This window comes from Streptomyces sp. NPDC041200, assembly GCF_055591805.1.
Window position 1 is genome coordinate 802,541 of the sequence record NZ_JBVIZF010000001.1, and the last position, 21,644, is coordinate 824,184.

20 protein-coding genes and 1 riboswitch are annotated in these 21,644 nt (G+C 70.5%); of the genes, 14 read left to right on the forward strand and 6 right to left on the reverse strand.

What is annotated here, in order from left to right:
• Nucleotides 1-19: 19 nt before the first annotated feature.
• From ACZ6CL_RS03785 to gcvT, 4 genes are all read right to left on the reverse strand, one after another.
• Complete coding sequence (locus ACZ6CL_RS03785; protein WP_468930724.1) at nt 20-1,408, reverse strand: L-serine ammonia-lyase; 1,389 nt, start codon at nt 1,406-1,408, stop codon at nt 20-22.
• A 234-nt stretch (nt 1,409-1,642) separates the two neighbouring features.
• On the reverse strand, nt 1,643-2,908 hold the full coding sequence (gene glyA / locus ACZ6CL_RS03790) for a serine hydroxymethyltransferase (protein ID WP_468930726.1): 1,266 nt from the start codon (nt 2,906-2,908) through the stop codon (nt 1,643-1,645).
• A 24-nt stretch (nt 2,909-2,932) separates the two neighbouring features.
• On the reverse strand, nt 2,933-3,313 hold the full coding sequence (gcvH, locus tag ACZ6CL_RS03795; protein ID WP_385448068.1) for a glycine cleavage system protein GcvH: 381 nt from the start codon (nt 3,311-3,313) through the stop codon (nt 2,933-2,935).
• A gap of 91 nt (nt 3,314-3,404) precedes the next feature.
• Complete coding sequence (gcvT, locus tag ACZ6CL_RS03800) at nt 3,405-4,532, reverse strand: glycine cleavage system aminomethyltransferase GcvT (protein WP_468930729.1); 1,128 nt, start codon at nt 4,530-4,532, stop codon at nt 3,405-3,407.
• 194 nt (nt 4,533-4,726) lie between these two features.
• Nucleotides 4,727-4,838, reverse strand: a riboswitch (glycine riboswitch).
• Between the two features lie 163 nt (nt 4,839-5,001).
• Between gcvT and ACZ6CL_RS03805 the strand changes: the two genes are divergently transcribed.
• The 11 genes from ACZ6CL_RS03805 (at nt 5,002) to ACZ6CL_RS03855 (ending at nt 16,028) form a co-directional block, all read left to right on the forward strand.
• Nucleotides 5,002-5,685, forward strand: a complete 684-nt coding sequence (locus tag ACZ6CL_RS03805) for an AAA family ATPase (RefSeq protein ID WP_468930730.1) — start codon at nt 5,002-5,004, stop codon at nt 5,683-5,685.
• Nucleotides 5,686-5,799: 114 nt separating this feature from the next.
• Nucleotides 5,800-6,603 carry an enhanced serine sensitivity protein SseB gene (locus ACZ6CL_RS03810; protein WP_468930732.1) on the forward strand — a complete coding sequence of 268 codons (804 nt, stop codon included), beginning with the start codon at nt 5,800-5,802 and terminating at the stop codon, nt 6,601-6,603.
• Nucleotides 6,604-6,757: 154 nt separating this feature from the next.
• The gene (locus tag ACZ6CL_RS03815; RefSeq protein ID WP_468930735.1) at nt 6,758-7,516 is read left to right on the forward strand and encodes an enhanced serine sensitivity protein SseB C-terminal domain-containing protein; all 759 of its coding nucleotides are present in this window, start codon (nt 6,758-6,760) and stop codon (nt 7,514-7,516) included.
• A 316-nt stretch (nt 7,517-7,832) separates the two neighbouring features.
• The gene (locus ACZ6CL_RS03820) at nt 7,833-8,837 is read left to right on the forward strand and encodes an ABC transporter permease (RefSeq protein ID WP_468930737.1); all 1,005 of its coding nucleotides are present in this window, start codon (nt 7,833-7,835) and stop codon (nt 8,835-8,837) included.
• 86 nt (nt 8,838-8,923) lie between these two features.
• Entirely contained in the window at nt 8,924-10,687 is a 1,764-nt protein-coding gene (locus tag ACZ6CL_RS03825) for an ABC transporter substrate-binding protein (RefSeq protein ID WP_468930739.1), read from the forward strand.
• Nucleotides 10,688-10,848: 161 nt separating this feature from the next.
• Entirely contained in the window at nt 10,849-11,823 is a 975-nt protein-coding gene (locus ACZ6CL_RS03830) for an ABC transporter permease (RefSeq protein ID WP_468930742.1), read from the forward strand.
• Nucleotides 11,820-12,953, forward strand: coding sequence for an ABC transporter ATP-binding protein (locus ACZ6CL_RS03835; RefSeq protein WP_468930745.1), 1,134 nt, complete (start codon nt 11,820-11,822; stop codon nt 12,951-12,953). The genes ACZ6CL_RS03830 and ACZ6CL_RS03835 overlap by 4 nt, the downstream gene beginning before the upstream one ends.
• A 56-nt stretch (nt 12,954-13,009) precedes the next feature.
• Nucleotides 13,010-14,080 (forward strand): ABC transporter ATP-binding protein, encoded by a 1,071-nt coding sequence (locus ACZ6CL_RS03840; protein ID WP_468930747.1) that lies wholly within the window; start codon nt 13,010-13,012, stop codon nt 14,078-14,080.
• A 41-nt stretch (nt 14,081-14,121) separates the two neighbouring features.
• Nucleotides 14,122-14,781: a trimeric intracellular cation channel family protein gene (locus ACZ6CL_RS03845; protein WP_468930750.1), complete on the forward strand. Its 660-nt coding sequence runs from the start codon at nt 14,122-14,124 to the stop codon at nt 14,779-14,781.
• A 45-nt stretch (nt 14,782-14,826) separates the two neighbouring features.
• Nucleotides 14,827-15,156, forward strand: a complete 330-nt coding sequence (locus tag ACZ6CL_RS03850) for an ArsR/SmtB family transcription factor (protein WP_468930753.1) — start codon at nt 14,827-14,829, stop codon at nt 15,154-15,156.
• Nucleotides 15,153-16,028, forward strand: a complete 876-nt coding sequence (locus tag ACZ6CL_RS03855) for an SRPBCC family protein (RefSeq protein ID WP_468930756.1) — start codon at nt 15,153-15,155, stop codon at nt 16,026-16,028. Before ACZ6CL_RS03850 ends, ACZ6CL_RS03855 begins: the two co-directional genes overlap by 4 nt.
• Before the next feature lie 157 nt (nt 16,029-16,185).
• On the opposite strand, the gene ACZ6CL_RS03860 is transcribed toward ACZ6CL_RS03855, so the two are convergent.
• A complete protein-coding gene (locus tag ACZ6CL_RS03860) occupies nt 16,186-17,034 on the reverse strand; it encodes an alpha/beta fold hydrolase (protein ID WP_468930759.1) in 849 nt (282 codons plus the stop codon).
• A gap of 106 nt (nt 17,035-17,140) precedes the next feature.
• On the opposite strand from ACZ6CL_RS03860, the gene ACZ6CL_RS03865 reads away from it, so the two are divergent.
• Together ACZ6CL_RS03865 and ACZ6CL_RS03870 are read left to right on the forward strand one after the other, a co-directional pair.
• Nucleotides 17,141-18,310 (forward strand): cysteine desulfurase family protein, encoded by a 1,170-nt coding sequence (locus tag ACZ6CL_RS03865; protein WP_468930761.1) that lies wholly within the window; start codon nt 17,141-17,143, stop codon nt 18,308-18,310.
• Nucleotides 18,311-18,501: 191 nt separating this feature from the next.
• A complete protein-coding gene (locus ACZ6CL_RS03870; protein ID WP_468930763.1) occupies nt 18,502-19,854 on the forward strand; it encodes a hypothetical protein in 1,353 nt (450 codons plus the stop codon).
• Nucleotides 19,855-19,878: 24 nt separating this feature from the next.
• On the opposite strand, the gene ACZ6CL_RS03875 is transcribed toward ACZ6CL_RS03870, so the two are convergent.
• Nucleotides 19,879-20,547, reverse strand: a complete 669-nt coding sequence (locus ACZ6CL_RS03875) for an N-acetylmuramoyl-L-alanine amidase (protein ID WP_468930766.1) — start codon at nt 20,545-20,547, stop codon at nt 19,879-19,881.
• A gap of 176 nt (nt 20,548-20,723) precedes the next feature.
• Between ACZ6CL_RS03875 and ACZ6CL_RS03880 the strand changes: the two genes are divergently transcribed.
• Entirely contained in the window at nt 20,724-21,635 is a 912-nt protein-coding gene (locus ACZ6CL_RS03880; protein WP_468930768.1) for a TIGR03619 family F420-dependent LLM class oxidoreductase, read from the forward strand.
• Nucleotides 21,636-21,644: the final 9 nt, after the last annotated feature.

Consider the following 21,644-nt stretch of genomic DNA (forward strand, 5'->3'; position numbering starts at 1 on the left):
CACCGGCCACCGCCATTCGTCAGCACTCGATGACGTTGACCGCGAGCCCGCCCCGCGCCGTCTCCTTGTACTTGACCTTCATGTCGGCGCCGGTGTCCTTCATGGTCTTGATGACCTTGTCGAGGGAGACATGGTGGCGGCCGTCGCCGCGCAGCGCCATCCGCGCGGCGGTGACGGCCTTGACGGCGGCCATGCCGTTGCGCTCGATGCAGGGGATCTGCACCAGCCCGCCGATCGGGTCGCACGTCAGGCCCAGGTTGTGTTCCATGCCGATCTCGGCGGCGTTCTCGACCTGCTCCGGGCTGCCGCCCAGCACCTCGGCGAGGCCACCGGCGGCCATGGAGCAGGCGGAGCCGACCTCGCCCTGGCAGCCGACCTCGGCGCCGGAGATGGACGCGTTCTCCTTGAAGAGCATGCCGATGGCACCGGCCGCGAGGAGGAAGCGGATGATGCCTTCCTCGTCGGCGCCCGGCACGAAGCGGCTGTAGTAGTGGAGGACGGCCGGGATGATCCCGGCGGCGCCGTTCGTCGGGGCGGTGACGACGCGGCCGCCCGCCGCGTTCTCCTCGTTGACCGCCATGGCGTACAGCGTGGTCCACTCCATCGCGCGGGCGGCCGCGTCGCCTTCGGAGCGCAGGGCACGGGCGGCGTTGGCGGCGCGGCGGCGGACCTTGAGGCCGCCGGGCAGGATGCCCTCCTGGCCCAGGCCGCGGGCGACGCAGGCCTCCATGACCTGCCAGATCTCCAGCAGGCCCGCGCGGATCTCGTCCTCCGTGCGCCAGGCCTTCTCGTTCTCCAGCATCAGGGCGGAGATGGACAGGCCGGTCTCGCGGGAGAGCCGCAGGAGTTCGTCGCCGGTGCGGAAGGAGTACTTCAGGGCGGTGTCGTCGAGCTTGATGCGGTCCTCGCCGACCGCGTCCTCGTCGACCACGAAGCCGCCGCCGACCGAGTAGTAGGTCTTCTCCAGCAGCGGATGGCCGGTCTCGTCGTACGCGAAGAGGGTCATGCCGTTGGCGTGGTACGGCAGGGAGCGGCGGCGGTGCAGGATCAGCTCGTCCGACGCGTCGAAGTCGATCTCGTGCCCGTGGCCGCCCTCCATCTCGGCGGCGAGCAGCCGCAGCCGCTTGGTGGTGCGGATGCGCTCCACCTCGCCGTCGGCGGACTCGACGTCGACGCTGCGCGGCGAGTGGCCCTCCAGGCCGAGCAGGACGGCCTTGGGGGTGCCGTGGCCGTGGCCGGTGGCGCCGAGGGAGCCGAAGAGTTCGGCGCGTACGGAGGCGGTGGGGGCGAGCAGACCCTCGTTCTTCAACCGGAGGACGAACATCCGTGCCGCCCGCATCGGGCCGACCGTGTGCGAGCTGGACGGGCCGATGCCGATCGAGAAGAGATCGAATACGGAGATGGCCACCGGGGACTCCTTCGTCTGCACGTGGGGGCGCGTGCGGGGTGGTGCGGTGCGGCGGCGCGCCGCGGTGGGCGCACCTCCGGGGGAGGCGCGGGGGCGCACCTCCGGGGGAGGCGCGGGGGCGCACCTCCGGGGGAGGCGCGGGGTGGGCGCGCCTCCAGGGGCGCGGGGGGTGGGTGCGCCCCCTGGGCGGCACGCGGGGTGAGCGCGCCGCCCAGGATCCGGCCGGGACCGGGGTTACTTCGTCAGGTGCGGGTACAGCGGGTGCTTGTCGGCGAGGGCGGTGACCCGCGCCTTCAGACCCTCCGCGTCGTACGACGGCTTGAGCGCCTCGGCGATGATGTCCGCGACCTCGCGGAAGTCCTCGGCGGTGAAGCCGCGGGTGGCCAGCGCCGGGGTGCCGATGCGCAGACCCGAGGTGACCATCGGGGGCCGCGGGTCGTTCGGGATGGCGTTGCGGTTGACCGTGATGCCGACCTCGTGGAGCCGGTCCTCGGCCTGCTTGCCGTCCAGCTCGGAGTTGCGCAGGTCGACCAGGACGAGGTGCACGTCGGTACCGCCGGAGAGGACGGAGACGCCCACCTCGCCGACGTCGGCCTGGGTCAGCCGGTCGGCGAGGATCCGGGCGCCCTCGACCGTGCGCTCCTGGCGCTCCTTGAAGGAGGAACCGGCCGCGACCTTGAAGGACACCGCCTTGGCCGCGATGACGTGCTCCAGCGGGCCGCCCTGCTGACCCGGGAAGACCGCGGAGTTGATCTTCTTGGCGAGGTCGGCGGTGGAGAGGATCACGCCACCGCGCGGACCGCCCAGGGTCTTGTGGGTGGTGGTGGTCACGACATGGGCGTGCGGCACGGGGGAGGGGTGGAGCCCGGCCGCGACGAGGCCCGCGAAGTGGGCCATGTCGACCATGAGGTACGCGCCGACCTCGTCCGCGATCCGGCGGAAGGCGGCGAAGTCCAGCTGGCGCGGGTACGCCGACCAGCCCGCGATGACCAGCTTGGGGCGGTGCTCCTTGGCGAGGCGCTCGACCTCGTCCATGTCGACCAGACCGGTCTCGGCGTCCACGTGGTAGGGCACCACGTTGTAGAGCTTGCCCGAGAAGTTGATCTTCATGCCGTGGGTGAGGTGGCCGCCGTGCGCCAGGTTCAGCCCAAGGATGGTGTCGCCGGGCTGGAGCAGCGCGAACATCGCGGCCGCGTTCGCCTGGGCACCGGAGTGCGGCTGGACGTTGGCGGCCTCGGCGCCGAAAAGCTCCTTGACGCGGTCGATGGCGATCTGCTCGACCACGTCGACGTGCTCACAGCCGCCGTAGTAGCGGCGGCCGGGGTAGCCCTCGGCGTACTTGTTGGTCAGGACCGAGCCCTGGGCCTCCATGACGGCGGCCGGAGCGAAGTTCTCCGAGGCGATCATTTCGAGGGTGGACTGCTGGCGGTGGAGTTCGGCGTCGACAGCAGCGGCGACGTCCGGGTCGAGCTCGTGCAGGGAGCTGTTGAGAAGCGACATCTGGGTCCCGATCGAAGAAGAGGGTCAGTTTCCGGAGAAGGCGGCGTATTCCTCGGCGGAGAGCAGGCCGTCCGGCTCGTCCGTCACCTTCACCTTGAACAGCCAGCCGCCCTCGAAGGGGGCGGAATTCACCAGCGCCGGGTCGTTCACCACGTCTTCGTTGATCTCGGTGACCTCACCGGAGACCGGCGCGTACAGGTCGCTGACCGACTTCGTGGATTCCAGCTCACCGCAGGTTTCACCGGCGGCGACGGTGGAGCCGACATCCGGGAGCTGGACGTACACGACATCGCCGAGCGCGTTGGCCGCGTGTTCGGTGATGCCGATCGTCGACACGCCGTCCTGGTCGGCGGCCGACAGCCACTCGTGCTCCTTGCTGTAGCGCAGCTGCTGGGGGTTGCTCATGGTCCGATTCTCCTGGATAGGGGGGAGTGCTTGGGAAACGGGTCTTAAGCGGTGGGACGGATCACTGGAGAGAGGCGGCGCGCGGGAGGTTTCAGCGCTCGCGGCGATAGAAGGGGAGCGCGACGACCTCGTACGGCTCCCGGGTACCGCGGATGTCCACCGTCACGCCCTTCGCGCCGGGCGCGGCGTACTCCGCGTCGACGTACGCCATGGCGATCGGCTTCCCCAGCGTCGGGGACGGGGCGCCCGAGGTGACCCGGCCGATCTCCGAGCCGTCGGGGCCCAGCACGGCGTATCCGGCGCGCGGTACCCGGCGGCCGTCGGCGACCAGGCCGGTCAGCGTGCGCGGCGGCCGGGCCTCGGCCTCGCGCGCCGCGGCCTCCAGAGGCGCGCGTCCGACGAAGTCACCGGGCTTCTGGAACTTCACGACCCGGCCGAGCCCCGCGTCGAACGGGGTCGTGTCGGTGGTCAGCTCGTTCCCGTACAGCGGCATCCCGGCCTCAAGGCGCAGCGTGTCCCGGCAGGACAGCCCGCACGCCACCAGGCCCACCGGGGCGCCCGCCTCGGTCAGCGCCTGCCAGACCCGCTCGGCGTCGTCCGGCGAGACGAACAGCTCGAAGCCGTCCTCACCGGTGTAGCCGGTGCGGGCGATCAGGGCGGACACGCCCGCGACGGTGCCCGGCAGCCCCGCGTAGTACTTCAGCCCGTCCAGGTCGGCGTCGGTCAGGCCGCCCAGGATGCCGGGGGACTGCGGCCCCTGGACGGCGATCAGCGCGTACGCGTCGCGGTCGTCCCGTACGGCGGCGTCGAAGCCGGTGGCGCGCTCGGTCAGCGCGTCCAGCACCACCTGGGCGTTGGAGGCGTTGGCCACGACCAGGAACTCCTGCTCGGCGAGCCGGTAGACGATCAGGTCGTCGAGGATGCCGCCCTCGCTGTCGCAGATCATGGTGTAGCGGGCGCGGCCCACGGCGAGCGCCGAGAGCTGGCCGACCAGGGCGTAATCGAGGGCGTCCGCGGCCTGCGGCCCGGTGAGAGCGATCTCACCCATGTGGGAGAGGTCGAAGAGACCGGCGCGGGTGCGCACCGCGGTGTGCTCGTCGCGCTCGCTCCCGTACCGCAGGGGCATGTCCCAGCCCGCGAAGTCGGTCATGGTGGCGCCGAGCGCACGGTGGACCGCGTCCAGCGCGGTGTGGCGGGGCGTGGGCGGGGCGTCGGTCATGGTTCAGCTCCCAGGGGCATGATCACGGCGATGACGGGACGGGTGGGCCGGATGGGACGACAAGGACGGCACACGCGTCCTCCCCATCTGTCATCGGAACCTGAGAGGTTCGCCGTGACCTTCCCGCGCGGCGGGGCTGGTCCGGCTTGCACCTTGGGTGGGGCCACCTGACGTGGCCCGCTTTTCAGATCTGCCTCATCCGTGCGGTATCGGGGCCTGAGAGATTCAAGGGAGGACTTGCTCCTTCGGCGCCTCGGACGACCCGGCGGATTCGCCGGTGCCCGAGAACTCTCCCGCGCGGATTCAAGCGGCCGGTATGCAGTTGGCGCGGACATCATCGCACGTCCGCTCCGGAAGGGAACCCCCGATCTGTGAGCGGGGTCGCTCCGGGGCCTCCTTGATGGGCATTACCTTTTCTTGACACTCTCGGGGTACGGAGCCGCTTGACCGACCTTGGAGGACGATCACGGTGCACGGGCAGGGAACATACGCGACAACCCGAGGAACCCTGCCCGCGCGGCAGGAGCAGACGCGATCAGACGGCGGCACGGTCAGACCGGACCGCCGCGCCCCCGTGCACGACCTGCGCGGCGGAGTGGGGACGGAGCTGCGCTACCCGGCGCGCGACCTGATCATCGCCTCCGGACTGCCCGGCAGCGGCAAGTCGACCCTGATCAACCGGGTGGTCCCCGGGCTCGACCCGCGCGGCACGGCCGTGGCCCGGGTGGACTCGCAGCGCACCCGGGAGGCCTGGGAAAGACGCATGCCCGGCTGGCTCCCGTACGCCGTCTACCGGCCGCTGGTCCGCTGCGCCCACTACGCGGGGCTGCGCCGGGCGCTCGGCTCGGGCGCGAGCGTCGTCGTCCACGACTGCGGCTCACAGCCCTGGGTGCGCCGCTGGCTGGCCCGGGACGCCCGGCGCACCGGCCGTGGCCTGCATCTGGTGCTGCTGGACGTGGACCCCGCGGTCGCCCTGGAGGGCCAGGCCGCCCGCGGCCGGGGGGTCTCCGGCTTCGCCTTCGGGCGGCACCTGCGGGCGATGGGGCGGCTGGTGGCGCGGGTGGAGGGCGGACAGCCGCCCGAGGGCTGCGCTTCCGCCGTGCTGCTCGACCGGGCAACCGCGAGCAGGCTGCGAGCCATCTCCTTCGAGTGACGCGGGTGGCCGTGTGAGGAAGTGCTGTGGAGATGCCCGGGCGGCCCATGGCCTTCCGCCGCGCAGCCGTTATGGTGCTGGTGCAGGTCGGACGAGATGGCGGTTGGGACGAAGATGAGTATTCCGGAGCACCAGGGCATAACCCCCGCTCACGGAGGATTTCCCGACGGCGCTTATCCCGGGTCCGCGTTCCCCGGCAATGAGCTGGAAGAGGTGCTCGCCGCCTCGATCGGCGTCCCGGGAGCCGGAGCGCGGATCGTCGAGACGCTCGCCCGCGCCCATGTCTGGATCCCGCTGCCGAACGGCGGCGGCCCCGACAGCCGCAGCCTCGACCTGCCCACCGTGGAGATCGAGGGCCAGGCGTACGTTCCGGTCTTCAGCTCCGAGCAGCAGTTCCTGCAGATCGTCGGCGGCCACATGTCGTTCACGGTCGCCCCGGCCGTGGAGTTCGCCCGCGGGCTGCCGCCGCAGCTCGGCATCGCGGTGAACCCGGACGGGCCGGTCGGCGTCCCGCTGCCGCCGCCCGCGGTCGAGGAGCTGTGCAAGGCCGGGCGCAGCGAGCTGGACGGCCCGGCGCGCGGCGGCAGGGTGCGGCTGTTCGAGCCCGACTGGCAGCAGGAGCCGGTCGACTTCCTGGCCGCGGCCGGGATCGAGTTCGGGAGGGAGCCCGGGGTACGCACCGCGCGGCGCGCGCTGGCCAGCGTCGAGGGCGATCAGCCTGCGCTGTTCGTCGGGGTCCAGCTGGACGCGCCGGGCCCGGAGGGGCAGGCCCTCGCGGTGGAGGCGCTCGGCAGGGCGCTCGGGTCGGTGCCGGTCCCGTGGACCGTTCAGCTCGTCGCGCTGGACGTCGCGCAGGGTGACCCGGTGGCCACCTGGATGCTGGAGCGCGTACGGCCGTTCTACGACCGTGACCTGTGACGCACCCCGGGGACGGCCACGGGGGCCCGTAAGCTGGTTGGATGACCAGACGGGGCGGCGCGCGTCCCGGTGAGTGCGGGCAAGGCCGAGAGAGGGGCGGACCCAGGTGAGCGCGGGCGCGGATTGGGGGGCGGCTGCCGGTCAGGTCGAGCGGATGCTGCAGCAGGTAGCTCCCGGCCGGTACGACGCCTACGAGGCGCTGCTGCACGCCCTCGCCGAGGGCCAGGTCTGGATGCTGCTGTGGAACGGCGCTCCCGGCGCACCCGACGCCCAGTACGGGAACATGGACGTGGACGGCCACGGCTACGCACCGTGTGTGACCTCCGCCCAGGAACTCGCCGCCAGTGGCTGGAACCGCGCGCATGAGGTGGTGGACGCGCGGCGGATCGCCGACTCCCTCTACCGCGACCACTACGGCCTGTGGCTCAACCCGCACGCCCACGGCGGCGGCGTCGGCATCCCCTGGCTCGATCTGCGGCGCATCGCGGGCGGTCTTGACCGGCTGCCCGCCGGTCCGCTGCGGCTGACCGAACCGGCCATCGAAATCCCGCAGTTCTACGCCCTGTTGGGGCAGAACGCGCACCGCACCGCCGTGGTGCGCTCGCTGCGCCGCGCCTGGGTGCAGCCCGCGCTGGGCGCCCCGTATCTGGCCATCGGACTCGATCTGTACGACAACAGCCAGCAGGCCGTGGAATCGGTGCGGCTGATGATGCAGCAGTCGGTCGGCGTGGTGCCCGAGGGGCTGCCGGTCTCGACGGTCGAACTGTCGGACGTGCACGACCCGGTGGCGATGTGGATGCGGGCCAACGCCCGCCCGTTCTTCGACCGTGACGCCCACGCCGGCGCGCCCGCGGCCCCGCCGCCGCCCCCGTCGTACGGGTACGGCTACCCGCCGCCCCGCCACGCGTACTGAGCCCATGGCCTGAAGCGCGCCCTCCGCCACCTGTACCGCCCCACCTGCGAACTGTCTGCGGTGGGGCGGTTGTTACTGATGCGTTCTCGTGTCACAACTGTCCGTATACCGGAACCGCTTACCGCACATCACGGTTAGGCATCCATTGCCCGTGGGTACTGGCGGGTGATCACAAACGCGATGAAGACTCCCGCTCCAAGGGGCGCGGTTCCTGCATTCCCGGATAACGACCCCTTTCGCTCACCTTGTGAACTTAAGCCGCCACAGCGGCGAGTCGTGGGCCGGTCACCGCCGGTCGAGAGGGGTCCCCACCACGATGACGGCACCATTGCACGGCACGAGCGCCGACGCAGAGCCGGTCGCGACTGCCGATGTAGCGGCGGATGTGGTCAAGGCGTCGGTCGAGGGAAGATCGCTGCGACAGATCGCCTGGAGACGCCTCAAACGCGACAAGTTGGCGCTTGCGGGCGGGGCCGTGGTCGTCTTTCTCGTGCTAGTGGCGATCTTCGCGCCGCTGATCGTGAGCCTGCTGGGCCACCCGCCCAACGAGTTCCACCAAGAGGAGATCGACCCGCTCTTCGGCACCCCCAAGGGCAGCCTGGGCGGCATCAGTTCGGACTTCCTCTTCGGCGTCGAGCCGTCCAACGGCCGCGACGTGTTCAGCCGGGTCGTCTACGGCGCGCGGATCTCGCTGCTGGTGGCGTTCCTCGCGGCCCTGGTCGCCGTTGTCCTCGGCACCGTTTTCGGCATCATCGCCGGATATTTCGGTGGCTGGGTGGACTCGGTGATCAGCCGGGTGATGGACATGCTGCTGGCCTTCCCGCAGCTGCTGTTCATCATCTCCCTGGTCTCGGTGCTCCCGAACGACCTGCTGGGGCTCACCGGCAGCGGGGTGCGCATCGCGGTACTGGTCTCCGTCATCGGCTTCTTCGGCTGGCCGTACGTCGGCCGCATCGTGCGCGGCCAGACGCTGTCGCTGCGCGAGAAGGAGTACGTTGAGGCCGCGCGCAGCCTCGGCGCGGGCCGCCGCTACATCCTCTTCAAGGAGCTGCTGCCCAACCTGGTGGCGCCGATCACCGTCTACGCGACGCTGATGATCCCCACCAACATCCTCACCGAGGCGGCCCTCAGCTTCCTGGGGGCGGGCGTGAAACCGCCGACCGCGTCCTGGGGGCAGATGCTCTCCAAGGCGGTGGGCACCTACGAGGACGATCCCATGTTCATGATCATCCCGGGTGCGGCGATCTTCATCACCGTGCTGGCCTTCAACCTGTTCGGCGACGGCGTCCGCGACGCCCTCGACCCCAAGGGCACCCGATGAGGCGCCCCGGCCGCGCAGCTCAGGCGGCACCCCGAAGCTTTCCCGGCGCCATGCCACGTACCGCTATCCCGGAGGTTGCAGGAACCATGAAACCCCTACGTTCGTCGAGAAGCAGGCGGATCGTCGGCGCGACGGCTGTCGTCTGCGCCCTGCTGAGCACCGCGGCGTGCGGTGGCGGCAGCGACGATGACAAAGGCTCCGGTGCCGGATTCAACGCGGGGGCGGAGGGCATAGCCAACAAGTCCGCCAAGAAGGGCGGCACCCTCAAGTTCATCAACAAGCAGAACTTCGACTCGCTCGACCCGCAGCGCCAGTACTACGGCTTCGCCTGGGACTTCGCCCGGTTCTACTCGCGTCAACTCATCACGTTCGCGCCGAAGCCGGGCGAGGCGTCCAACGAGCTGGTTCCCGACCTGGCCACCTCCACCGCCAAGATCACCGACGGCGGCAAGACGTACACGTACACCATGCGTGACGGGATCACCTGGGAGGACGGCTCGGCCATCACCTCCAAGGACGTCAAGTACGGTATCGAGCGCATCTGGGCCAAGGACGTCGTCTCCGGCGGCCCCGGCTATCTGCGCCAGGCCCTCGACCCCAAGGGCGAATACCCGGGCCCGTACAAGGACAAGTCCAAGGACAAGCTCGGGCTGAAGACGATCGAGACGCCGGACGACAAGACCATCGTCTTCCGTCTCGCGGAGCCCAACAGTGACTTCGAGCAGATGCTCGCGATGCCCACCGGCTCCCCCGTCAAGCAGGAGAAGGACACCGGCGCCAAGTACACCAACCGGCCGTTCTCCTCCGGCCCGTACAAGGTCCAGTCGTTCACCCCGGGCAAGAGCCTGGCCCTGGTGCGCAACGACAAGTGGAAGAAGTCGTCCGACCCGGTCCGCGCCGCCCTGCCGGACCAGGTCACGGTCACCTTCAACTCCAACCTGGAAGCCATCGACAAGCTGCTCGTCAAGGGCGACTACGACGTCTTCCTCAGCGCCACCGGCATGGGCCAGTCCGGCCGCGCCGCCGCGCTCAAGGAGCACAAGGGCAACGTCGACAACATGAACACGAACTTCGTGCGCTATGTCGACATCGCCACCAAGGTGAAGCCGTTCGACAACATCCACTGCCGCAAGGCGGTCTTCTACGCGACCGACTACACCCAGCTCCAGACCACCCGCGGCGGCCCCCAGGCCGGTGGTGACCTCGCCCCCAACATGCTCCCCAAGACCGTCAAGGGCTCGGACGACTACGACCCGTACGGCGTCCTGAAGCGCAAGGGCAAGCCGGACAAGGCCAAGGCCAAGGACGAGCTGAAGCAGTGCGGCAAGCCGAACGGCTTCTCCGCCAAGATCGTCTCCCGTAACGACCAGCCCAACGAGACGGCGGCCGCCGAGGCGCTCCAGGAGTCGCTGGAGAAGGTCGGCATCAAGCTCGACATCAACGAGATCGAGGGCGGCTCGTCGGCCAGCATCACCGGCTCCCCGTCCGTGATGCACAAGCGCGGCTACGGCCTCAACATGACCGGCTGGGGCCCCGACTTCCCGACCGGCCAGGGCTTCTCCCGCCCGCTGTTCGACGGCCGCTTCATCGAGCAGACCGGCAACTACAACGTCTCCGAGACCAACAACAGCGCGATCAACAAGGACTTCGACAACGCGCTCAAGGAGACCGACCCCGCCAAGGCCGGTCAGATCTACGCGGACATGAACCACAAGGTCGCCGACCTGGCCATCGCGATGCCGTTCCTCTACGAGAAGAACATCACCTGGCGCAGCTCGCGGCTGACCAACGCCTACTCGTCCTCGGCCTACAACGGCCGGTACGACTACGTGTCCCTCGGGGTCAAGTGACGGTCGGCCACCGGCCACCGGCCACCCACCCCCACCGTCGCTTCATCCGATAGGCCCGAAGGGCAGGTGATGGCCACGCGTGGCGGTCCCGGAACCCCGCACCCCGGGGTTCCGGGACCGCCACCGGGCCGCGCACAGTGCTTGCTTACGTCATCCGGCGCTTGTTCGCCGTCGTCATGATGCTGCTGGTCGTCACCCTGACGACCTTCGCCATCTTCTTCGTGATCCCGAAGTGGGCCGGTTCCGACCCGGCGCTGCTCTTCGTCGGCAAACAGGCCGACCCCGAGGCCATCGAGGGCATCAGGACGAAGCTGGGGCTCAGCGATCCGGTCCTGGTGCAGTTCTGGCACTTCGTCGAGGGGCTGTTCGCCGGGCGCGACTACGCCAACGGCTCCGACGTCACCCACTGCCCGAGGCCCTGCTTCGGCTACTCCTTCCGCACCGAGCAGGCGGTGTGGCCGCAGCTGACCGACGCCATGCCGGTCACCCTCTCGCTCGCCGCGGGCGCGTGCCTGCTGTGGCTCGTCGGCGGCATCGCCACCGGCGTCGTCTCCGCGCTGCGCCGGGGCACCCTGTGGGACCGCTCGGCGATGACCGCCGCGCTCGCCGGTGTCTCGCTGCCGATCTACTTCACCGGTCTGCTCTCGCTGGCGATCTTCAGTTACCAGCTGAAGTGGGTCGACGTGGACTACAAGGGGCTCGGCGACGACCCCGCCAAGTGGTTCGAGAGCCTGATCCTGCCGTGGATCACGCTCGCCTTCCTCTACGCCGCCATGTACGCCCGGCTCACCCGCGCCACCATGCTGGAGATCATGGGCGAGGATTACATCCGCACCGCCCGCGCCAAGGGGCTGCGGGAGCGTACGGTCATCGGGCGGCACGCGATGCGCTCCACCTGGACTCCGATCCTCACCCTGCTCGGCCTGGACCTGGGCGCGCTGCTCGGCGGCGCGGTGCTCACCGAGAGCACCTACAACCTGCCCGGCCTCGGCCGGCTCGCGGTGAACGCGATCAGCGACAAGGACCTTCCGCTCATCCTGGGCGTCACCCTGATCGCCGCGTTGTGCATCGTGCTCGCCAACCTCGTCGTGGACCTCCTGTACGCCGTCATCGACCCACGAGTGAGGCTCGGATGACCGACCTGAACAAGCCCGCCACCGCCGCCGCGGGGGAGTCCCCGACCGCCGCCGTGGGGGAGGTGGCCGCGGCCGGTTCGCCCGCCCCGACGGCCTTCCTCGAAGTGCGCGACCTGCGGGTCCACTTCCCGACCGACGACGGCCTGGTCAAGTCCGTGGACGGGCTCAGCTTCCGGCTGGAGAAGGGCAAGACCCTCGGCATCGTCGGCGAGTCCGGCTCCGGCAAGTCGGTCACCTCGCTCGGCATCATGGGGCTGCACACCGCCGGGCAGTACGGCCGCCGCAAGGCCCGGATCTCCGGGGAGATCTGGCTCAACGGGCAGGAGCTGCTGGGCGCCGACCCCGACGAGGTGCGCAAGCTGCGCGGCCGCGAGATGTCGATGATCTTCCAGGACCCGCTGTCGGCGCTGCACCCGTACTACACGATCGGCCGCCAGATCACCGAGGCGTACCAGGTCCACCACGACGTCTCCAAGGACGTCGCCCGCAAGCGCGCGGTCGAGATGCTCGACCGGGTGGGCATCCCGCAGCCGGACAAGCGGGTGGACAGCTATCCGCACGAGTTCTCCGGCGGGATGCGCCAGCGCGCGATGATCGCGATGTCGCTGGTCAACAACCCCGAGCTGCTGATCGCAGACGAGCCGACCACCGCCCTCGACGTCACCGTCCAGGCGCAGATCCTCGACCTCATCCGTGATCTGCAGAAGGAGTTCGGCTCGGCGGTCATCGTCATCACCCACGACCTGGGCGTCGTCGCCGAACTCGCCGACGACCTGCTGGTGATGTACGGGGGCCGGTGCGTCGAGCGGGGCCCTGCCGAGAAGGTCTTCTACGAGCCCCAGCACCCCTACACCTGGGGGCTGCTCGGCTCGATGCCCCGTATCGACCGCGACCAGACCGACCGCCTGATCCCGGTCAAGGGCTCCCCGCCGAGCCTGATCAACGTGCCGTCCGGCTGCGCCTTCCACCCGCGCTGCCCGTACGCCGACGTCCCCGAGGGCGGCATCACCCGCACCGAGCGGCCGGAGCTGCGCGTAGTTCCGGGCGCGGCCGGGCACTTCTCCGCCTGTCACATGGCGCAGGAGGACCGTACGCGGATCTGGACCGAAGAGATTGCGCCGAAGCTGTGACGGATTCCCAGGGCCCTCAGGGCGCGAAGGACACGAAGGACACGAAGGATCCGAAGATGACGGTCCCGCGGCAGGCGACCACCACGCCCGAGCCCCTGCTCACGGTGTCCGGCCTGGTCAAGCACTTCCCCATCAAGAAGGGGCTGTTGCAGCGGCAGACCGGCGCGGTGCAGGCGGTCGACGGCCTCGACTTCGACGTGCGCCAGGGGGAGACCCTGGGCGTGGTCGGCGAGTCGGGCTGCGGCAAGTCCACCATGGGACGGCTGATCACCCGGCTGCTCGAACCCACCTCCGGGAAGATCGAGTTCGAGGGCAAGGACATCACGCATCTGGGCACCGCCGCGATGCGCCCGATGCGCCGCGACGTCCAGATGATCTTCCAGGACCCGTACTCCTCGCTGAACCCCCGGCACACGGTCGGCGCGATCGTCAGCGCGCCCTTCCGGCTCCAGGGCGTCACCCCGGAGGGCGGCATCAAGGCGGAGGTGCAGCGGCTGCTGGCGCTGGTCGGCCTCAACCCCGAGCACTACAACCGCTATCCGCACGAGTTCTCCGGCGGCCAGCGGCAGCGCATCGGCATCGCCCGCGCGCTCGCCCTCAAGCCCAAGCTGGTCGTCGCCGACGAACCGGTCTCCGCGCTGGACGTCTCCATCCAGGCCCAGGTGGTCAACCTGCTGGACGACCTCCAGGACGAGCTGGGGCTGACGTACGTGATCATCGCGCACGACCTGTCCGTCATCCGGCACGTCTCGGACCGGATCGCGGTCATGTACCTCGGGAAGATCGTCGAGCTGGCGGACCGCCGCGCCCTGTACGAGAGCCCCATGCACCCGTACACCAAGGCGCTGCTTTCCGCCGTGCCCGTGCCGGACCCCCGGCGGCGTGCCCAGCGCGAGCGGATCCTGCTCAAGGGCGACGTACCCTCGCCGATCTCGCCGCCGTCCGGCTGCCGCTTCCACACCCGGTGTTGGAAGGCGACCGAGGTGTGCAAGCGGGAGGAGCCGCCGCTGGTGGCGCTCGCCACCGGCCACCAGGTGGCCTGCCACCACCCCGAGAACGCGCCGGGCCAGGCACCCGGTCAGGTCGCCGGACCGGTGCGGAGCGCGACGAAGAAGACCGAGAGCTGAGACGGGGCGGGCGCGGCGGCCCGGTCGTTTAACAATGTCGGGTGTTCATCGAACTGGTCACCCCGTCCGTCCAGCACGCGTTCGAGGTCGTCGGGATCTTCGTCTTCGCGATCTCAGGTGCGCTGCTCGCGGTGCGCAAGAACTTCGATGTCTTCGGCATGGCGGTGCTGGCCGAGGCCACCGCGCTGGGCGGCGGGGTGTTCCGGGACCTGGTGATCGGCGCGGTGCCGCCCGCCGCCTTCACCGACCTCGCCTACTTCTTCACCCCGCTCGTCGCCACCGTCATCGTCTTCTTCCTGCATCCGCAGGTCGAGCGGATCACCCGCGCGGTGGGCGTCTTCGACGCGGCCGGGCTCGGGCTGTTCTGCGTCGAGGGCACCGTCAAGGCGTATCAGCACGGGCTCGGCCTCACCTCGTCCGTCACCCTCGGCATGGCGACGGCGGTCGGCGGCGGTGTGCTGCGCGACGTCCTCGCCCATGAGGTGCCGTCGCTGCTGCGCTGGGACCGGGACCTGTACGCCGTACCGGCCATCGTGGGTGCGTCCATAGCCGCGCTGCTCCTCCACCTCGACGCGCTGACCGGGGCCACCAGCGCGCTCGCGGCCGTGGTGGCGTTCACCGTGCGGCTGCTGGCGATGCGGTACGGATGGCGGGCGCCGAGGGCGTGGAACCGGCGCAGCACGGCAACCGAGGAGCCCTAGCTACATCCCATTGCGGCTATATAGCCATCCAGTTATATTCGCCGCATGCCCATACCGTTCGACGTACTCGCGGAGCCGAGCCGACGGCAGATCCTGGACCTCCTCCTGGAGCGCCCCCGCCTGGTCGGCGAGCTGACCGACCAGCTGGGGCTGACCCAGCCCGGCACCTCCAAGCACCTGCGGGTGCTGCGCGAGGCCGGGTTGGTGCGGGTGCGCCGGGACGCCCAGCGCCGGTGGTACGAACTGTGCCCCGAACCGCTGGCCGAGATCGACGCCTGGCTCGCCCCGTACCGGCGGCTGTGGACGGACCGCCTGGACGCCCTAGAACGGCACCTCGACGCCATGCCCGACGTCTCTGACGGAGAAGCACTATGAAGGACACCCTCAGCCAGCCCGGAGGCGGCCGTTCCGCCCTGCGCCTGGAGCGCCGGATCGCCCACTCCCCGGAGAAGGTCTGGCAGGCCCTGACCGACCCGGCCGAGCTGGCCCACTGGTTCCCGTCCGAGGTCCGGGTGGACCTCAGGGTCGGGGGCCGGATGGGCTTCGTCTTCCCCGGCCGGGAGGCCCCCGACATGGAGGGCGTGATCACCGAGCTGGACCCGCCCCATGTCTTCGCCTTCACCTGGGGCGAGGACCAGCTCCGCTGGGAGTTGCGCCCCGACAGCGACGGCTGTCTGCTGACCCTCACCCACACCTTCGGCGACCGCTTCGGCGCCGCGAGCTTCGCGTCCGGCTGGCACGCCTGCATCACGGCCCTGGCCGCGCTGCTCGACGGCGTGAAGGCGGCCCCGGGGGACATGGCCGAGCTGCACGAGTCGTACGTCGAGGCGTTCGGCCTCGCCGAGGGCGCGGTGGAGACCACCGAGGACGGCGGCTGGCGGCTGCGCTTCGAGCGGCAGCTGGTCCGCCCCGCCGAAACGGTCTGGCAGGCCCTGTCGGGCCAGCAGGGCGCGGCGGGCCTCACAGCGGGCGACGATGTCCCCTTCGGATTCCGCACGGACGGCGTTCCGGCGGGCCCGATCACCGAGGCCGAGCCGCCCCGCACGCTGTCCTACGACTGGGAGCGCGCGGGTCACCCCGCAGGCCGGGTCCGCTGGGAGCTGGTGGAGGGCACGGGCCACGGCGCCCGCCTGATCCTCACCCAAACCGGCCCCCCGGGATCCGACCAGGACCGCACGGCAGCCCTCACGTCCTGGCGCCACCACATCACCCTCCTGGCCGCCAAACTCCTCCGCATGCGCGGCTGACCCCGCCCGGTTGCGCTGCTCGGTACCGCCATCTCCAGCCCGTCCGGCGTTTGAGGACCGGGGTACGGGGCGGAGCCCCCCGCGCGGCGGAGCCGCATATCGGATACTGCGGGAAGGGGCGGGGTGGGGGACAGCCCGCCGCAGGCGCCCCGCGACCTCACTCCTCGCCGAGGAACCCGACCACCGCGGCCATCAGCTCCGCAGGGGCGTCCTCCTGCACCAGATGCCCCGCGCCCTCGATCAACCGCACCCGCGCCCCCGGGATCCGCCCCGCCAGCTCCTCCGCATGCGCAACCGGAATCCACGCATCCGCCGTCCCCCAGCAGACCAGCACCGGAGCATCGACCTCCCCGTACCGCCCCGCGACGTCATCAACGAACCGCTGATCGTTCTGCGCGATCTGCCGGTAGAACGCGGGCTGCCCCTCCTCCCCGCACCACGGCTCGACAAGCCGCTCCCACACCGCCGGGTGGAGCCCGGGCCCACCCACCGAGCCGATGTACTCCCGCACCAGCGCCCGGTGAAGCGCCGGAGGCAGCCGCTCAAAAACCTCGGCGTTACCGCCGAACAACTGATACGCGGCAGACCCGAAGGGCGGGAGCGCCACCGGATCGACCAGCGCCAGCCGCCGGTAGCGCGCCCCGTGCAACAGATGCGCCCGCAGCGCGACACACCCACCGAAGTCATGCGCGACGACGGCCGGTTCCGCCCCGGCCCCCGACAGCCCCCAGTGGTCGAGCAGCTCACCGAAGACCCGCCCCTGCGCGGCGAGCGAGACGTCCTGGCCGGCGCGCATCTCGGACGCCCCATAGCCCGGCATGTCCCAGACGAACACCCGGTACCGATCGGCGAGCGCCCGCGCGAAGGCCCGCCAGACGTACGAGGAGAACGGCGTGCCGTGCAGCAGGACGACCGGCGGGGCGTCCGCCGCCCCGAAAACGCGCCAGCGGACCTCCCCGGAGGCGCTGCGATAGGTGCGGTCCAGTTCCCAGTCAGAGCGTGTCATGAGTAAAACTCTAGACACTCCTTACCGAAGAAAAAAGGGTCCACGCGGACCCATCGGCTACACACCGGCACGCCCTCGCCCCACGGCTCGTAGAATCGGGCCCACCATGGTTTATCTCGACCACGCCGCCACCACCCCGATGCTCCCGGAGGCGGTGCAGGCGATGACCGCCCAGCTCGCCGTCACCGGCAACGCCTCCTCGCTGCACGCCGCAGGACGGCGGGCCCGCCGTACCGTCGAGGAGTCGCGCGAATCCCTCGCCGACTCGCTGGGCGCGCGCCCGAGCGAGGTGGTCTTCACCTCGGGCGGGACCGAGGCCGACAACCTCGCCGTCAAGGGGCTCTACTGGTCCCGCCGCGACGCCGACCCGGCCCGCACCCGGGTGCTCGCCAGCCCCGTCGAGCACCACGCCGTGCTCGACGCGGTCGACTGGCTCGCCGAGCACGAGGGCGCGCGGGTCGAGTGGCTGCCGGTCGACCCGTACGGCCGCGTCCACCCCGACGCGCTGCGCGAGGCGATCGCCCGCGACCCCTCGGACGTCGCCCTCGCGACCGTCATGTGGGCCAACAACGAGATCGGCACCATCCAGCCGGTGCGCGAACTCGCCGACGTGGCCGCGGAGTACGGCGTTCCACTGCATGCCGACGCGGTCCAGGCCATCGGCCAGCTCGACGTCGGCTTCGCCGCCTCGGGTCTGTCCGCCATGACCGTCAGCGCCCACAAGATAGGCGGCCCGTACGGCATCGGCGCGCTGCTGCTGGGCCGCGAATACGCCCCCGTGCCCGTCCTGCACGGCGGTGGCCAGGAGCGCCAGGTGCGCTCCGGCACCCTCGACGTCCCCGCCATAGCGGCCTTCGCCGTGGCCGGTGCGCACGCCGCCCAGCACCGCGAGGAGTTCGCGCGCGAGATCGGCGCCCTGCGCGACACGCTCATCACCGCCGTCCGCACCGCCGTCCCCGAGGCGGTCCTCGGCGGGGACCCCGATCCGGCCGGGCGCCTCCCGGCCAACGCCCACTTCTCCTTCCCCGGCTGCGAGGGCGACTCGCTGCTCCTGCTGCTGGACGCGCGCGGCATCGAGTGTTCGACGGGCTCGGCCTGCACCGCCGGGGTCGCCCAGCCCAGCCATGTGGTGCTGGCCACCGGCACCGACGTGGACCTGGCGCGCGGCACCCTCCGCTTCTCGCTCGGCCATACGTCGACCAAGGCCGATGTCGAGGCGGTGGTGGAGGCGATCGGCCCGGCCGTGGAACGAGCGCGCAGCGCGGGCCTGAGCTGATGACCGAAAGCGTCACCGAATAATAACCGCAGAATTCCCGCTGTTCTCCCGGACATTTCAAGTAATCCACGGAACATCAAGCTCCGCTTGAAATCGCAAAGAGCGGTCGGCAAGGATCTACCCCGTCAACGGGCCCGGCATGCACGTAAAAGTGCACGGGCCCCATAAACGGGGAAAACGGGAGAACTTTGATGTCGCAGCGTTCGGGCCGCATGGCCCTGGCGACCCTGATGGTGGGCGGTTTGGCATTCCTTTCCGGATGCGGGGACGGCGAGGGCGACGAGAAGGGTGGCGGGTCGTCCTCGTCGGCCGCCGAGGCGAAGACGCTGGGCAAGGTCAGCATGCCGAAAGTCACCAAGGACACCAATGCCATGGGCATGTGGGTGACCGGTAAGAATTTCGTGAAGGGTGATATCGACAAGATCGTCGGCTATTCCCCGGACGGCGCCAAGGCGCAGTGGACGATAGAACTCGACGGGGAAATCTGCTGGGCCTCGCCGCACACCACCAAGGACGGACGCACCGCCGTGCTGTTCAAGGGCGGCAAGGGCAGCGACGCCGAATGCACCCAGGTCGGCCTGGTCGATCTGAACAAGGGCGAACTGGTCTGGCAGAAGGAGGGCACGGACACCGAGGGCAACGACGGCGTCGACTTCGACGAGGTCACGATCAGCGGCAACACCATCGCCGCCGGAGGCACCAGCGGCGGCGGCGCCTGGTCGCTCGAAGGCAAGCCGCTGTGGAAGCCGGAGTACATCGCGGACTGCGACGACGACGGCTACGCGGGCGGCGACGGCAAGCTCGTCGCGCTGCGCGGCTGCAGCAGCGCGGACTCCAGCACCGACAAGCTGGAGCTGCAGACCGTGGATCCGACGACGCGGAAGGTGCTGTCGTCCTACCAGCTCGACGGAGAGTTCGAGCGCGCCCACGTCCTGTCCACCGCGCCCCTCGTCGTGGCCGCCGACACCGGCGACTCCGACGGCGGCAGCGGCGTCACCGACATCCTGACCATCGACGACAGCGGCAAGCAGGGCAAGCTGATCAACTCGATCGACGTCCTGGCCCAGGGCTTCCAGCCCGACTGCCCCGCGGTCAACGTCGAGGGCTGCAAGGACCTGGCCCTCGACAAGAAGAGCAGCACGGTCTACCTCTCCTCCGACGTGGACGTGGACGACGGCGGCCCCGGCGAGAAGATCACCGGCGTGAACTTCAAGACCGGCAAGCAGACCGGCCGGACGAAGATGGCCGAGAGCAGGTCGCTGACCCCCATCAGCACCGAGGAGGACGGCTCGCTGATCGCCTACCAGGGCAGCATGTACAGCGAGGCGGGCGGCGTCGTGCGCATCGACCCCCAGTCCTTCGAGGTCGAGGAGATCCAGCGGCACCCGGACGCCATGAAGGAGGTGGAGTCGGACCTGGAGACCTACGGCGACGCCCGGATGCTCTTCACCGACAAGAAGCTCTACCTCGGCAGCGACACGGCCACGCGGCCCACCAGCGACAGCAAGGACCGCCCGCTCGCGGTGGTCTTCGGCACCGCCTGAGCCGCGACGCGTGAGCCACCGCGCTCACTTCACGACCCGCACCGCCCGCACCAGCTCCAGATAGCGGTCCCAGTCCCAGTGGCGGCCGGGGTCGGTGTGGTCGGTGCCCGGCACCTCCGAGTGGGCCACGATGTGCTCGCGGTCCCGCTCCATCCCGTAGCGCTCGCAGAGCGTCGCGGTCAGCCGGGCCGAGGACCGGTACATGGCGTCCGTGAAGTCCTGGGGCCGGGTGACGAACCCCTCGTGCTCGATGCCGACGCTGCGCTCGTTGTACGAGCGGTTGCCCGCGTGGAAGCCCACGTCCAGCTCGCGGACCGTCTGCGCTATATGCCCGTCGCGGCGCACCACATAGTGCGCCGCGGCGCGGTGCCCGGGGTTCTGGAAGACCCTCAGCGCGTCTGCGTACGAGCCCTGCACGACATGGATCACCACCCGGTCCACCGTGTAGTCGTACGGCCGGTCGGCGCGCCGGTAGTTGGCCGTGGAGGCCGCCACCCAGTCCGCGCCCGGGTAGTCGACCGCGCCCTCCTCGCGCGGCTGCTGCGCCCCGGGCGCCCGCCACCACAGCCGCTTCAGGTCGTCCCGCGCGGCGTATCCGGCGACTCCGGCCGCGCCAAGACCGGCCGCGGTACCGCCCAGCAGCAGCGTGCGCCGGCTCACATGGCGGCGCACGCCACCGTTGGTCTCGTTCACGGAAGGCTCAACGCGCGGGCCCACGTGCACGGTTCCGCCGCCGCGGATCAAGCCGTGGATCATGGCGCGAAACACATCCCGCCCGGTAGCTGAATGTTGAACCAACCGCGAGGATCACCGGCACCACGAGGACAACGAGACCCTTGAGGCTGACGAGAACCACGAGGAGCCGCCCTATGCGCATCGGGTTCACCCTTCCCCAGTTCGGTGAGCTGGCTCACCATCCGCAGCACGTCGCACGGTTCGCCCGGGAGGCCGAAGCCCTCGGCGCGGACAGCCTGTGGGTCGGCGACCGGCTGCTCGCCCCGGTCGACCCGAAGGTCGGCTACGCCGGTACGGACGTGATCCCTCCGGAATTCCGCTCCGCCCTGGACCCGTTCGCCCTGCTGGCCACCGCCGCCGCGGCCACCGACCGCGTCCAGCTCGGCACCAACGTCATCAACGCGCCCTGGTACGCGCCAGCGCTGCTCGCCCGCTCCTTCACCAGCGTCGACCTGCTGAGCGCGGGACGGCTGCTGGTCGGCCTCGGTACCGGCTGGTCGCCCGAGGAGTACGAGACGACGGGCATCCCCATGGCCGAGCGCGGCCGCCGCCTCGACGAATGCCTGGACATCCTCACCGCCTGGTGGACGCGGAATCCGGTCGAGTACCGCGGCGAGCACTGGACCGTGCCCGCCAGCCACATCGACCTCAAGCCCGCCGCCCGCCCCCGCCCGCCGGTCTACCTGGGCGCCTTCGCCCCCGCCGCCCTCACCCGGGCCGCCCGGCGCGCCGACGGCTGGCTGCCCATCGCGCCCGTCGGCCGGAAGTACGCCGGGAGCGACCCCATCGCCGCCCTCGCCCGGAACCTGGCCGGACTGCGGGAGACCGTCGAGCGGGAGGGACGGGATCCGGCCCGCTTCGACGCGATCCTCCGGGTCAACCCCGACGCCGACGCCTCGGTCGAGGACATCGTGGCCACGATCGTCCGGGCGGAGGGGGAGGCGGGCGTCGGGCACTGCTTCGTCGAGCTGTCCTATCTCGCCAAGGACGTCGAGCAGGCCCTTGACCTGGCCCGGCGCGTGCTGGAGAGCGCCCGCGCGAGCTGAGCGGGTAAC